At 62.5% G+C, this 14,090-nt stretch carries 13 protein-coding genes; all 13 read right to left on the bottom strand.

The window, feature by feature from the left end; translation table 11 throughout:
- Positions 1-143: 143 nt before the first annotated feature.
- On the bottom strand, positions 144-1,856 hold the full coding sequence (locus ACR9Y2_RS11085) for a hypothetical protein (RefSeq protein ID WP_435041315.1): 1,713 nt from the start codon (positions 1,854-1,856) through the stop codon (positions 144-146).
- A 657-nt stretch (positions 1,857-2,513) separates the two neighbouring features.
- Positions 2,514-4,847 (bottom strand): type II secretion system secretin GspD, encoded by a 2,334-nt coding sequence (gspD, locus tag ACR9Y2_RS11080; RefSeq protein WP_435041314.1) that lies wholly within the window; start codon positions 4,845-4,847, stop codon positions 2,514-2,516.
- Positions 4,848-4,863: 16 nt separating this feature from the next.
- Positions 4,864-5,316 (bottom strand): hypothetical protein, encoded by a 453-nt coding sequence (locus tag ACR9Y2_RS11075; RefSeq protein WP_435041312.1) that lies wholly within the window; start codon positions 5,314-5,316, stop codon positions 4,864-4,866.
- 30 nt (positions 5,317-5,346) lie between these two features.
- Complete coding sequence (locus tag ACR9Y2_RS11070) at positions 5,347-6,132, bottom strand: hypothetical protein (RefSeq protein ID WP_435041311.1); 786 nt, start codon at positions 6,130-6,132, stop codon at positions 5,347-5,349.
- Complete coding sequence (gspM, locus tag ACR9Y2_RS11065) at positions 6,129-6,719, bottom strand: type II secretion system protein GspM (protein WP_435041310.1); 591 nt, start codon at positions 6,717-6,719, stop codon at positions 6,129-6,131. Before gspM ends, ACR9Y2_RS11070 begins: the two co-directional genes overlap by 4 nt.
- Complete coding sequence (locus ACR9Y2_RS11060; RefSeq protein WP_435041309.1) at positions 6,716-8,059, bottom strand: PilN domain-containing protein; 1,344 nt, start codon at positions 8,057-8,059, stop codon at positions 6,716-6,718. The genes gspM and ACR9Y2_RS11060 overlap by 4 nt, the downstream gene beginning before the upstream one ends.
- The gene (locus tag ACR9Y2_RS11055) at positions 8,047-9,060 is read right to left on the bottom strand and encodes a general secretion pathway protein GspK (protein WP_435041308.1); all 1,014 of its coding nucleotides are present in this window, start codon (positions 9,058-9,060) and stop codon (positions 8,047-8,049) included. Before ACR9Y2_RS11055 ends, ACR9Y2_RS11060 begins: the two co-directional genes overlap by 13 nt.
- On the bottom strand, positions 9,050-9,781 hold the full coding sequence (locus ACR9Y2_RS11050; RefSeq protein ID WP_435041306.1) for a PulJ/GspJ family protein: 732 nt from the start codon (positions 9,779-9,781) through the stop codon (positions 9,050-9,052). The genes ACR9Y2_RS11055 and ACR9Y2_RS11050 overlap by 11 nt, the downstream gene beginning before the upstream one ends.
- Positions 9,778-10,248 carry a type IV pilus modification PilV family protein gene (locus ACR9Y2_RS11045; protein ID WP_435041305.1) on the bottom strand — a complete coding sequence of 157 codons (471 nt, stop codon included), beginning with the start codon at positions 10,246-10,248 and terminating at the stop codon, positions 9,778-9,780. The genes ACR9Y2_RS11050 and ACR9Y2_RS11045 overlap by 4 nt, the downstream gene beginning before the upstream one ends.
- Before the next feature lie 4 nt (positions 10,249-10,252).
- A complete protein-coding gene (locus tag ACR9Y2_RS11040) occupies positions 10,253-10,747 on the bottom strand; it encodes a pilus assembly FimT family protein (protein ID WP_435041304.1) in 495 nt (164 codons plus the stop codon).
- 4 nt (positions 10,748-10,751) lie between these two features.
- Positions 10,752-11,198 carry a type II secretion system major pseudopilin GspG gene (gene gspG / locus ACR9Y2_RS11035; RefSeq protein WP_435041303.1) on the bottom strand — a complete coding sequence of 149 codons (447 nt, stop codon included), beginning with the start codon at positions 11,196-11,198 and terminating at the stop codon, positions 10,752-10,754.
- A gap of 36 nt (positions 11,199-11,234) precedes the next feature.
- Entirely contained in the window at positions 11,235-12,443 is a 1,209-nt protein-coding gene (locus tag ACR9Y2_RS11030; RefSeq protein ID WP_435041302.1) for a type II secretion system F family protein, read from the bottom strand.
- Positions 12,444-12,452: 9 nt separating this feature from the next.
- Positions 12,453-14,090, bottom strand: a complete 1,638-nt coding sequence (gspE, locus tag ACR9Y2_RS11025; protein WP_435041300.1) for a type II secretion system ATPase GspE — start codon at positions 14,088-14,090, stop codon at positions 12,453-12,455.

Below are 14,090 nucleotides of genomic sequence, written 5' to 3'. Positions count from 1 at the left end.
GCAAGGAGGGTAGGAACGCGGCGGGGAACTACATAGATGATAACACCACGCCTGGAAACTGGTCGCGGGAAATTTGGCGGGAAACAAAAAAACGGGAAGGGCCGAAGCCCTTCCCGTTTTTCCAATCGGTGGTTAGACCGAAATTAATGAACCAACTTCTCGCTGGAAGCACCGGTGCGGGTGGCGCCTTCGTCCGTGTTGTACATATCTTTGTCCATCACGAGAGCGAGGTAGCCTTCCGCAACGCGGCTGGCACCCAGATCGCTCACGAACGCATAGCCGTGGGCGAACTGGAAGTTGCACTGAGCAATGATGTAGCCCATGAAGCCGGGGGTCGCCGCGACTCCGAGGTTACCGCCATTGGACAGCGTCCAAATGAGCTGGGTCCCTTCGTTGACCGTACCGGAGGTCTGGACGCCAGGAGCAGCGCCGCCGCCAGCGGTGGAACCGTAGTAGTTCAGGGTGCAGGGGCCACGCTGAGGAACGGTGCCGAACGGATCAGACGAGGTGTTCGAGATCACGAGACCCGTGTCGAAGCCAGACGTGTTGGTCACAAACGGGAACAACAGGTTGGTGCGGCAGGAGTTGATCGTGAAGGTGGTGGCAGACTGCGGATTGTCGACGAACCGAGGAGCCGGAGCCGTCGCGGAAGCCGTGAACACAGTGGTCGTCGGGGCATAGTTGCCGCTGACGGTCGCCGTGCCCAGACCCGGCAGCGGGTTGGCCTTGTAGGCTACGCTGACAGCAACAGTGAACGTGCTGATCGCACCGGGGTTGGAAGCCGTGACTTCCCAAACCGCTGCGCCGGCGCCGCCGCTGAGAGCAACCGCTGCGTTGGTAGCATCGGAAGCCCCGGCAGTGGAGCCGTCGGTCGGAGCTGCAACGAGGGTAGCCGTGTCACCTTCAGCAGTGCTGATGTTGATCGGCACACTGAGGGTCACGTTGGCAGGAACGTTGGAGAAACGCGCGATCAGGCGGGTGGCCTGAGTGGCGAGACCAGCGGTCGCAGCCTGGGTGCCGGCGAAGTTCGGATTGTAGAACATCGACTCGGTGTTGTAGATGGTGCCAATGGTGGCCTGAGAAGTGGCGGCAGAGATGTTCTTGCGGAACGCGGTGCCGAACTGCTCAGCGAACTTGATGTTGAAGGTCTTCGTGCCGGGTTCGCACTGGTTGTACGTTGCCGGAGACGCGCTGAACTTCATGCCAAGCTGAACGTACGCAACCGTCAGCTGGCTGTTCGCCAGTGACAGAGAACCCGTGCCCGAGATCGAGATGAACATGTTGATCGAGGTCGGGATCAGGGTGCTGCTCACACCAAGCTGGTTGGCGTTCGCACGGACGTTCGCGAGACGGATCACGCGGTTGGAGGTCGTTCCCGGAGGATCGAACGGAACGTTCAGCCACGCAATGGAATTGGTGCCGACGACCTGACCCACAAACACGTTCGGACGGCCAGGGAAGCCGCCGTAGTACATGCCGCTGCCGGTCGCAGGAACGATCGTGGTGTTAGGAACGTTGGACGCAACCAACTGGTTGGCCGGAGCCGGCTCGTCGATCAGCAGGAGGGCTTCCGAGTCGATGGACTGGGTGTGGCCAAGCAGCCGGCTGGTGACGTTGGTGCTCAGGAAGATCTGAACGTTAAAGGTCGGAATGGCCGCGCCATAGGGCGTGGTCGAGGTGCCGCCGGTGCAGGTGATGATCACCTGACCAACTTCTTCGGCAACGCCTTCGGCACGAACCGGAGGAGTGGTGCCCGAGTTGGCCACGCACTGGAGGGGGGTGCTCTGCGCAAAGGCGATACCGGTCACGAGGACCAATACGGCCATGAGCAGAAATGCTTTACGAAAACCTGACATTTCCTTCTCCTTGTGAAGATGCGGATTTGAATTGATGAAGGAACTCTTCAACCTGAGCCTCAGTGGAAGTATTTGTCGGGATCCATGCCGCCGACGCCGCCCGAATGGTGCGAGGTGCAAATTTGAAAATTGCCACTCTGCCCTTTCTGGTCAACTTCGGTCTTCCTAGGTGGATCCCCATTTTAGATCGTTATATCTTTCTGTGCCCGCGGGATTCTGACCAGCATGAGTGCCGTTTCCAGCCGGACGCAGTCAGCACATTCATACCATCCCCGGCTAGCAGCCGTCAAGCAATACAGCTTTCAGACCCCTTACCGGGTACCGGCAGTAATCCCTACTCTTGGCATTTAATCATGGCATGTGATAGGCCGTCAAGGATTTCCGCGCAGGATGTGTCATTCGATAGCCCGCTTTCAGCGCACTGAACGCGGTTGCAGCGAACGCAACACCCCTTCCTGATTCGCAAGCGTTTCAGTTTCAATCGTGTGGCCTCCAAAGGCCTAAATTTCGGACATCCGACGGCGAATTGACCGGCTCGCGGAGACTTGTGTTCCGGTGACTCAGGGGGTGGGACAGCCTGACTCACTTTTGGGCCGCTGACGCAAAAAGGCGCGGCCGCCGCTGGGCAACCGCGCCTGAAAATAAACCTGAGCCGGGCTATTTGATGAGCTTCTGGAGCCTCTTCATCTTGCTCATCATCTCGTCGCTGGCTTCATTCATCTCGTTGGTGTCGTAGATCACGTGCGGCGTGATGAAGACCAGCAACTCCGTCCGTTCACGGTTCGACGACCTGTTCGAGAAGGCGTACCCCAGAATGGGGATACGCCCCAGGATCGGGATACCGGTGGTACTGGATCCATTTGTTTCGTTGATAATGCCCCCGATCGCGATCATGTCCCCGTCCTGGACGGTGACTTGGGTTTGAACGGTACGGGTGCTGAAGCTGGGCGACTGAATCGCCGAACTCGAGGTGGGAGCCTGTGGAGAGCTCACTTCCTGGTTGATCACCAGAGTGACAATGCCGCTCGGGTTCACCCTGGCCGTAATACCAAGCGTCACACCGGACTTGCGGTTCGAAATGGTGTTTGCGAACAGCGAACTGCCGCCGGATTGAGCACCGGTAACCGCCTGGGCCGTCAGCGTGGGTACTTCTACACCCACGTTGATGGAGGCCGCGATGCTGTCGGTTGCCACGACGCTGGGCGCCGAAACGACCTTCGTCTTGCTGGAGAGCTCCTGTGCACTGATGGCTGAGTACAACTGCCGGCTGTGCCCGACCATGGTGCCGGCCGACAAACCGATCGTTCCGTCGACCAGCGAGCCGACGAACTTCCGCCCCGCTCCGTCCGGGACTCCCACGGCGCCCGAACCGTCTTTATTGAACAAGTAGTGGGAGACACCCCAGCTCAGAGCGCCGGTCAGCTTCACTTCATAGATCTTGGCTTCAATCAGCACCTGACGCGGCGGTATGTCCAACTGCGTCAGCATCCGGCTGATGCTCTCGTACTGTTCCGGAGTGGCGAGAATCAGCAGGGAGTTATCTGAGTAGTTGGGCACTACGCGGGGGCTCTGCGGGCCATACATGCCCATCCCCCCGTACATTCCGCCCATCCCCAGCATCCCGCCGGTCAAATCCATGCCACCCATCCCGTAGCCGCCCATGCCATACCCGTTCTGGCCGGCAGTGCCAGTCGTGTTGGTGCCCTGGATAGGGTTGAAATTGGCCGCCTGGCCGGTCAGTCCCGGGTTGCCTACTCCGCCGCCTACTCCGCCGCCGCCTCCACCGCCGTACATTCCTCCGCCATACATGCCCCCGCCGTACATGCCGCCCCCGCCGTACATGCCGCCCCCGCCGTACATGCCGCCACCATACATCCCACCGCCATACATCCCGCCACCCATGCCGCCATACATCCCACCCATCCCGCCCATGCCACCGTAGCCGGGCATCATCTGCATGTAGAGCATCATGATGGAGAAGGCCAACTGCTGTGCCTGGCTGTACTTCACCCGATAGACATAGGTGTCCACCTTTCCCGCGGCGTTCTTTACCTTTACGTCGAGCTTGTCGATCCACTCACTGACCTGATCGAAGACTCCGGGATTCGGAGCCACCGCGATGAGCGTGTTGATGCGGTCCACCGGAACGAACTTGACGGAACTGAGATCTTTGCTCAGCGACATCGACTTCAACAAGCCTTCCAGCTCCTTCGCCATGTCAGACGGTTTGCTGTTCCTGAGATCGAAGAGCTTCACACGCTGCTTGGCCAACACGTCGCTGTCGAACAGGGAGATCATCTCCATGGTCCGGCGCATGTTCCGGCGGCTGTCGAGCACCAGCAGCAGGTTGGCGGGCGGGTAAGGCCAGGCCTTCCCGTCGGGTCCCAGGAATTCGCCCACGAGCTTCGAGAGCTCGTCCACGTTCGCGTACTTCAGAAAGACGAGGTTCAACATTGGCCGGTCGTCTTCCGGAATGTTCTGGGCATCCACTTCCGGTTTCAGCGGCATGCGCGCGACGTCAGTCAGCGGCACGATGCGGTAGACGTCGCCGGCCTGAACCATGGCCGCGCCATTGATGCGCAGGATCGTGTCGAGCAGGGCGCGCTTGTCCATCGTGCGGATCTCGCCGTAGGTGTTCAGCGTCACACCGCCATTCACGCGCTTGTCCATGATGTAGTTGATCTTCAGCTCGCGCGCCAGGGAATCAACAACTTCCAGGAGGTTCACGTTCTGCAGGCTCATGCCGCCCACCAGGGCGTTCGGCGGCGCGGACGGAGCGGCTGGCTGATTCGGCTGGGCCGCAGCGGGTGCCGGAGCCGGTTGGGCCGCCGCCGGCTGCTGGACATCATTTACACGCGGCCCGAAGCCGGGCGGAACAACAACCGGCGGCAATTGCTGCGGCTGTTGTTGAGCGTAGACGAGCGGCAGTTCCAACAGGAGAACTGCCAGCACCAGGCTAAGCTTCGGGCTGCGGAATCGGGACACACGCATCAGGAGCACTCCTTGACTACTTCTCGTTCTTGGCGTTGAGTTTGAGTTCGTAAGCGGCCTTCTCTTCGGGCGCCAGGTCGCCGACCGGCTTCGTCCAGACCGACTTCCCGAATGGGCTATCCCGCTCAAACTTCACCTTGTCGCCTTCGACGGCGATGGCTCGGATGGAGGGCACTTCCGAAGCGTGCGCCGCTTCCTTGAAGCTCGACTCGTCCGTCTTGGTCCAGCCAAAGGGTGTCCGCGAGTAGATCCAGGTTTTGCCTTTCGCGTCCTTGGCCTTGTACACACCTTCCTGCACCTTCACCGCATCGGCCGGCAATTCCGTCCCTGCCGCCGCCGGCACCCGCTTGGCTGCCGCCTTGGCCTGGGCCGCCTTCACCGTCTTGTCCGCCGTGCTGCTGCCCTGCTGTCCGAAACCCGACGTGGCACAAATCGCCAAAGCCACCGCCGCCATTGTTAGTTTTTTCATATCAACTCTCCTATTTTCTTCTAGTTGCCGTTATTGGACCCGTTCCCAGCGGCAGCTCTTGCCGAAGGGAGTTTCGGTCACCAGTTTTCGATACCCGTCGACAATCGCACCGGCCGGGCTGGGATCGCCCGGTTGGCAGCCGCGGATGCCGCCGCCCACATCCGCACCCGGACGCCGCACGTCGCCGCCAATGACCGACACCACCGTGCTGGTCACCGACTTAACAGGCGACTCGGAGCTTGAACTGCCGGGTGCTGTCACATTCACTACCGAGGCTGTGTTGGTCGACGCAGCCTGGCCGCCACCCGAATTCGTTGACTGCTGGGAGGCGCCATTGGAATCCCGCATCTCCTCATACTTCGCCGGCAACTGCTTGCCTTCCCACTCGAAGACCAGCCCGCCCTGGGCTATGCTGACCAGCTTGAAGTCGCCCACCTTGTCGCCTGGCACGTAACTCTTCTGCGCTCCGCCCGGATTGGGCGACAGAATCACCTTGGGGCCGCCGCCCCAGTTCATCATTCCGTAGTAGCGCGGGAAGGCCGGCACCGCCTTCGGCGCCACCACTTCCACAATCACAGTCGGGTTCCGGTCTTTGCTGAACGGCAGTACGGAGGCGATCTCGTAGTAGTTCGACGCCGACACCTGGCCGGGCACCGGTGCGATGGAAACCAAAGCCGGAGGAGCGGCAGGAGCCGGAGCGTTCAGGAACGCCTGATGCTTCACCGCCCGATCCTTATAACCGTTCCATAGCTGCCAGGAAACGGCCGCGATCAACGCCGCCAGCAGCAGATCCAGAAGGATGAGATTCCGCCTCAAAATCCGGACCCTCCCCTCTTCTCGGGCACCAGTTTGCGGGGCACGATCCCTGTAAACGTGATGCGCACGGGAACCACCTTCTGCTTATTCAGAACCTGTCCAAACTGCAGATCGGCCACCGAAACCAACTCCGGCTGATTGCTGATATCCGCCAGCAGGTTCACAATCTGGTCGATTCCGCACTCAATGCTGACCGACATGGCCACTTCGCCGTAGGCTGAGCCGAATGGCCGGGGCTGCGCGAACTCCGTGCTCTTGAACATCACCGGAGGCTGCTGCAACTGGGCAACACGGCGGGCGATCTGGAGCAGCTGCGCCTGCGCCTGGGGCGCGGTCTCGGCCTGGATCAGCCCCTTTTCCCGACGGCCCAACTCCGCCGAAACCTTCTTCAGAACCTCCTGGCGGCCCGGCTCGGCCGCGGTCAGGCGGCGCAACTTGGCCAGCCGCTTCTCGTCCGTCTGCACCGAACTCACCATGCCAATGGCACCCGAGTCTCCGGCCGGCCAGTAGTAGATGGCCAGGATCACCGCGACACCAATCACCCACAGGCCGAGTGCCTGCTTTTCGCGGGGGCTGAGCTGCTTCATTTCGCACCCCGGCGATTCGCCTTGATGCGGAACAACTCTCCGCCGGGCGTACGCGAGAGCGGTGCCGAAAACTCGGAATTGGTGAAGCGGGGAGAAGAATCCAGTTTCTTCAGCAGACCGTCGGCCTGTTCCGTTTCGCCTTGAATCACCACGCTCTTGGGGTCGATCTGCAGGGCCAGAATCCAGGACGGGGGCGGCAGCATCTTGGTCAGCTCCAGGACGATGTCCAGGGATTCCTTCGTGCGCTGGCGGTACGCGTCAAGATCATGAATCCGCTCGCTCTCGTCTGCAATCTTGCGGTCGAGCGCCGCCACTTTCACGGCGGTGGGCTCCAACCGCTTGATCTCGCTCGCCAACTGGGCCTGATACTTGTTGTCCATCACCTTGTTCTGGGCGAGCAGCGCGCCGGTCAGCCCGGCCAGAATCACCAGCAGCAGAATCGTGGGGATATAGGCGGCGCGCGAGGAAATGGTCCGCTGCTCCAGGGGCAGCAGGTTCACCGGAGTGCCCAGCCGGGGGCAGGCCGCCGCCAGGCTCGCGGCCCAGGGTAGCGCGGCACGCGAACGGCCGGCATCGGAGAAATCCATCGTCTCGGGCGCGGACTGCCATGCCGGCAGCATATCCATGAGATCGCGGGGCTCCGTCTCCGCCGGCAGCCGCAGTTCGGCCGCGGCCAGGGCGCCGGCCCGGTCCAGCGGCGCGTCCAATTCAGCCGAGAACAGCGGGTATGCGCTGCTCTCGCCATAGAGTTCGAACGGCGCTTCGGCTCCGGCCATCAGGCCCTGGACGGCCAGGAAACCCTCAGCCGGAGGCGCGCCAAACAGACGCAGGGAAGGAAAGACGGCGCCGCCGGAGAAAGTGAAGCCCGCGGTTTTCAAGCCGGCTTCGGCAAACAACGCCGTGTAAAAATCGAGAAACCGCCGTTCGGCGATAGCCACCACAAACCCGTCTCCGGCGCCTACACGCTGGAAGTCGTAGACCACCTCGTCCTCAGGGAACGGGTGCAGGGTATCCAGCTGGAACCGGATGGCCGCCGCCGCATCCTGGTCGGCCACGCCCGGCAGATGGACCAGCCGGACGATTACCTCCTGCCGGGGCAACACTACCAGGGCGGAGAGATGCTGCTGCGAGTGCCTGGCCAGGAAATTGTTGTAAGTGGCGCCCCATTCCGCCGCGGGTTGCTCGCGGAAGTTTTCAATCCGCAGGGAGTCGAGCAAACGCGCGCCGCCGGGCCGGACACGCGCCAGGTACACGGTCAGGCTGTCCGCATCGATAACGACGCCGGCGCCGGTGCCGAATCGGAACAAGCTGCGCAGCAGGGGTGATCTCAGTTGGGCCATACGTCAAACAACTGCCTTCCGGCCGCGTTGTCCTGCCAGGCGAGGACGCGGAAATTGTCCGGTGAATTCTTGGAGTAGATCTGCACGGTCATCGCGACACTACGGCGGAGATCCGACAACGTGCCGTCCTGACGGCGCAGGCGGCCTGTGGCCCGCAGCGTATAGATCTTTTCGCCCCCCATGCGGAAACGGCCGGCAGCCGGTCCCAGCATGGCCTGGACGGCGCCCAACTGCTGGCGCAGGATGGGAGCCCGGCGGCGCATCGCGACAACAGCCTCGACGGCCGGAGGCGGAACACCCACAGCCAGCATCACAGCCGGGTCGACCGTATTGATGTCGAAGCCAGTGGAAGGACTGAAGATCGACAGGCAGTCACGCAGGCCGGAACGTGGCAACAAGGCACCTTGCGGGGTGCGCGAGTAGCCGCCGTAAAACAGTTCGGGAGTGATGCCTGCAACCGCCATAAGCTCTTCGATCTGTTGGAATGACGCATGCGGTGCCCGAAAAGACGGAGTGCGGGCCAAATACATCTGATCAAACGGCCCGCCTTCGGCGCCGCGCCAATGCATCACCGCCATCGCCGCAGGGCGCGCCTGCTCGGGCGGTAAGCCCAAGGCCAGCAACAGTTTAAACAGGTCGTCCGAGCCCATGGTGTTGATGTTCATCTTGGCGGACTCGGCCCGGATCTCCACCACGGCCTGGCCGGAAGGAAAGTCGAAGATCAACAGCGGCATGCCGGCTTCCCAAAAACGAGGCGTCCCGTTCGGGTTGCGCATGGCCTGCCCGTACACCATGTGATTTACGGCCCGGTCAGCCGCTCCGCAGGCCAGGTAATACGCCTTCAGCCCGTCCAGGTTCGTATCAGCCCGGCTCAGTTCGTTGCGAACGGTCAAAGCTACCGAGAAGGCGATCGCGGAGAGGGCCGCCGACAGCCACAGGACCATAAGCAGGGCGCTGCCGCGCCCGGACCGGATTCGTGAGAGGCTGCGGCTAGTACTCAAACTGTTCTCCCGGGCGGCGGTTGGGGCGGAAACGTCCCGTGAAGGTCATGGGCGGCACGCGGGAGGCGTCGCGCTCCAGCGGCAGGATGTCGATGCGGACGGCGGCTGGCCACAAATCCTGCCGGGTCCAGGCAGGCACCCAGCGATCGGGCTCGACGTCGTTCGACTGCAGATAAGAGAACCGGCAGGCCGCCAGGCGGTCCGCCACCACAAAACTGCGCGGAGTTGGAGCCGGCGGAGCGAACCGCACCATGCTCAGGCCCGTAGCCGGATCCGCCGTCGGCGGTTGACACAGGAATCCTGCACCGACCGGACCCGTGAACGGCAGTTCATTCAGCAGCAGCCGCAGGCCCTCGCCGTTCTGGCCCGGTACGACAAAAAGCTCGGCCACCTGCGGAGCTCCGCGTGATGCGCCCTGCAGTGAGTAAGTCGAGGCGAACCGCATCACGGTGGGCAGGCCTTCGAAAAACGGTGAATTCGAACCGCCCTCGGCGACCGCGGAACCGCCGCAGCGGGCGATCACCGGCAGGAAACCCGCCACTTCGGCCGAAAGGATGCGCTGCGCTCCCAACGCTCGGCGGTTCAGGTTCGACCTGCGCGTAGTCGATTCCATGGCGGTGAGACCGACGCGGATGGCAAATAGCATGCCCAACGCCAGCAGGCTCACCAGCGTGACGGCGATCATGACCTCAATCAGCGTCATGCCGCGGCGGCCCCTCATGGCTGGCCTCCAGAGGGGAAGCCGCCCACCTGGAAGAACGGCAGATCGGCATCGGTGACGCGCGTCCCGCGGTAGGCTTCAATGTTCAATGTACGGCGGCCCTGGCTCTCGCCCCACCAGATCTCGAGCTGGATCCGCTCCATCATGCGCGACCCGACGGGCGGCATCTGGCCGGGCATCGCCACGCTCTCCATTGGAACGACGCGGGCCTGCCAGCCGGCCGGAATTCCGCCTGAGACGTCGGGCGGAAACAGGCCTCCAAAAGCGCTGCCCTTGGGCAGAATCCGCGTAGCCAGCAACTCGTCCATCTGGCGTCGCGCCAGGGCGGCGGCGCGATCGGTCTCGCTCACCCGGGCTGCGTTGCGAAGGGATGTCCGCAGGGCACTGAGCAGACCGGTGACGGCGATACCCATGATCAGGGTGGCGACCAACACTTCGAGCAGGGTGAACCCGCGGCGGCGATGCATGCTGCTAGCGCTCCTCTCCAGAGACGCTGGCGGAAGGCGTTTCGACGATGGGGGTTCCGGTAAGCGGATCAATTCGTACCAGGCGGCGCAGGCCGCGGCGGTTCAGCAACTCGATCCCGATGGCCGGCAGCGTGGTCGCCGGCAGGAACAGAATACTGCGCTCCTCCGGCAATTCACCGGGCTGTTCCGGGAAGACGTGCAGGATGGTGATGCCGTCGGGCAGCAACAGCGTACGCTGGAACCCCGGCAGCGCTCCACGCAGTTCCATACGGCCCGAACCCGGTTGGACAATCAGTTCGACGGGTTCCTGGGTCCGTTCCGCGCGCAGCAGCCCCTGATTCAGGAAAGCAGCCACGGAATCGGTGGCGGAGCGCATCCGCATGGCATCCAGGCCCGCCGCGATGTTCGGGTACATGACCCCAACCATCAGAGCGACGATCGTCATCACGATCATCATCTCCAGCAGTGTGATGCCGCGATCCGCGCGCCGCCTGCGCATGATGCTACTGGGCCTTCCAGCTCACGATGTCCGCCGCGATGCCATCGCCGCCAGGCTGGCCGTCCGCGCCCAGGCTGATGATCTCGGGCTCGCTGGGCTCATGCTCGCCGGGAAACTTATAAATGTAGGCGTTCTTCCACGGATCCAGGGGAATCTCCTGGGGAAGATAAGGGCCCTGCCACTGGTTGACGTTCTGCGGCTTGACCCGCAACGCCTGCAGGCCCTGCTCCGTGCTGGGGTAGATGCCGGTATCGAGCTTGTAGGCGCCCAGGGCGGTCATGAACGAGCTGACCTGTGCATGAGCGGCGGTGACACGAGCCTTATCACCCTGGCCCAGCATTCTGGGCACGACCAGGGCGGAGAAGAGCGCGATAATCGTGAGCACGACCAGCATCTCGATGAGCGTGATGCCGCGCCGGCCGCGGTTTTGGAGTTTGTTTCTGCGGGTCATTGGATTGGTCTCAAGGTGTAACTGGTCTTATCCCCATTACATCGCCATTTCGTTGATGCCGGTGATCGCCAGCAGCATGCTGAGGATCAGAGAGCCCACCGCCACACCCATGATGAGGATGATGAGCGGCTCGAAGAGAGAAGTGAAGCGTTTGATCGCCACGCGGGTGTCGGCGTCGAAAATGTCTGCGGCGCGCAGGAACATCGCATCCAGCCGGCCTGTCTCTTCCCCAATGGAAATCAGATGCGCGGTCAGCGGCGGAAACTGGCCCGACGCGATCAGCGGTTGCGAAATTCCTTCGCCGCGCTTGATGCCCTGGGCGATCAACTCCAGCGCATCGGACATGCGGCGATTCGTCATGATGCCGCGCGAGATCGTGAGACTCTGCACCAGCGGCACGCCATTCGCGATCAGCGTGCCCATGGCCCGCGTGAACTGCGCCGTCTGTTCCTTGCGCATCGCGTCGCCCAGCACCGGCAGCTTCAGCCGGAACGAATCCCACCAGTAGCGGCCGTCGGACGTACTGATGTAGTAACGGAATGCGGCGAAAGAAATCACCGCGGTCAGCAGGATCCACGGCCCGAAGGTCCGGACGAAATCGCTGAGATCGAGCATCGCCTGCGTCATGGCCGGGATGTGCGCAGTCGATGTGGCAAATGCGCCAGCGAACTTCGGCACCACGTAGTACAGCAGCGTCGTGATCGACGCAAAGCCCACCACCGTGAGCAGCGCCGGATAGACCATGGAGCTGATGATGTAGCCGCGCAACTCGTCGCGGTTCTTCTCGTAATCGGCCAGGCGCTCGAAGATCGCGGCCAGCGAGCCGGAAGCCTCTCCGGCGCGCACCATATTTGTATAGATCGCCGGAAAGTAGTCGGGTTTGGCGGCGAGCGCGTCGGCCAGCGACTTGCCGCCCTTTACCAGGCGCAGGATGTCGTTGATCACCGCCCGGAACTCGGCGCGTTCGCTCAGTTCACTGGTGATGAAGATCGCGCGGTCCAGGGGCACGCCGGCGCTCAACAGAGTCGAAAGTTCCGAAGTGAAGAACAGCACATCGCGCTTACGCCCAAAGTGAAACTGGGGCAGCTTGATCTCGCCGCGGCCCTGCGGAGCGGGTCCCACATACAAAGGGATCAGGCCCTGGCGCCGCAACTCCTGCGCCACACGCTTCTCATCCTCGGCCGGAAGCGTGCCTGTGCGCGCTTTCCCGTCGCTGCTGACGGCCCGGAAATGATAGGTGGTCATCGCCACGCGCTAGAACTCCTGGGTGACACGCAGCACCTCATCAGCCGTCGTGACGCCGTTCGCCACCTTCAGCCAGCCGTCCTCGCGCAGGTTGCGCATGCCGTTGCTCCGGGCTGCCTGTGTGATTTCAGCCGCATCCGCATTGCGCATCACCAGCTTGCGCAGCTCGTCGTTCATCTCCATCAGTTCGAAGATGCCCATGCGGCCCTTATAGCCCGAGCCGAAGCAACGCTCGCAGCCCGTGCCCCGAAACGTGGGAATCGTATCGCCCATGGGCGTCAGCCGTTCACCCGCCTCCTGGCGGCAACCCGTGCAGATCACGCGCACCAACCGTTGCGCCAACACGGCCACCAGCGACGAGCAGATCAGGTAGTTCTCCACACCCATGTCAGTGAGGCGCGTCACGGCGCTGGGCGCGTCGTTCGTGTGCAGCGACGAATAAACGAAGTGGCCCGTCAAAGCGGAGCGGATCGCGACATCGGCGGTCTCCCGGTCGCGAATTTCACCCACCATGATGACGTCGGGATCCTGGCGGACAATGTGCCGCAACCCCATCGCAAAGCTCAGCCCGATCTGCGTATTCACGTGGATCTGGTTGATGCCGTCCATCTGATATTCCACCGGGTCTTCGATGGTGATGATCTTCTTGTCCGACTGGTTGATGCGCTTCAACGCCGAATACAGCGTTGTGGACTTGCCGCTGCCGGTGGGGCCGGTGACCAGGAAGATGCCATGCGGCATTGCGGTGAAGTGCTCCATGCGGCGCAGCATGTGGTCGTCGAACCCAAGGTTGAGCAGATCGTAGAAGTCGCCGGCGCTACGGTCCAGCAGGCGCATGACCACGCTTTCGCCATACAGCGTGGGCAGCGTCGACACGCGCAAATCAACCTCGCGGCCGATGGTCTTGATCTTGATGCGGCCGTCCTGCGGCAGGCGCCGCTCGGCAATGTTCAGCTTGGCCATCAGCTTCAGGCGCGAAATGACGGCCGCCTTCAGCTCCCTGGGCGGGGCTTCCTGGTCGTGCAACACGCCATCTATGCGGAAACGGACACGGAACTCCTTTTCAAAGGGCTCGATGTGAATGTCACTGCCGCGCTTCTCCACCGCCTGGGCGATCATGGCATTCACCAGCCGGATCACCGGAGCCTCGCTGGCCATGTCGCGCAGATGCTCCAGGTCCGCGGCGTTCTCCTCGCCGTCCTGGGCGAATATAGCGTCCTGTTTCTCTTCCTCGCCGTAGTACTTGTCGATTGCGTCAACAATCTCCGACTCGATGGCGAGTTCGGGCCGGATCCGCAATCCGGTGGCCGACTTGGCGGCGGCCAGCGTTTCGAAATCCAGCGGATCGGCCACGGCCAGGATCAGCGCTCCACCATCCATGCGCAATGGCAAAGCTTTGGCCTGGCGCAGGAAACGCGCCGACAGCCGCTCAGTCTCCGGCGACACCAGCGGCGGACTATCCAGCTTCGCGATGGCGACATTCAACTGCTCGGACAGAGCGGAAAGGATATCGCGCTGGGCGACATAGCCGAGATCCACCAGGATGCGGCCCAGTTTGTCGCCGCGCTCCTTCTGCATCTCCAGCGCGCGGTCCAACTCATCCTGCGCCAGTTGCCCGCGCTGTACCAGTATTTCGCCCAACCGCAT

The sequence above is a fragment of the Paludibaculum fermentans genome (genome assembly GCF_051172195.1).
In the GTDB taxonomy this organism is placed as follows: domain Bacteria; phylum Acidobacteriota; class Terriglobia; order Bryobacterales; family Bryobacteraceae; genus Paludibaculum; species Paludibaculum fermentans_A.
Note: the sequence above shows the minus strand (reverse complement) of the source record. Positions and strands in the feature narration are given on the sequence as shown.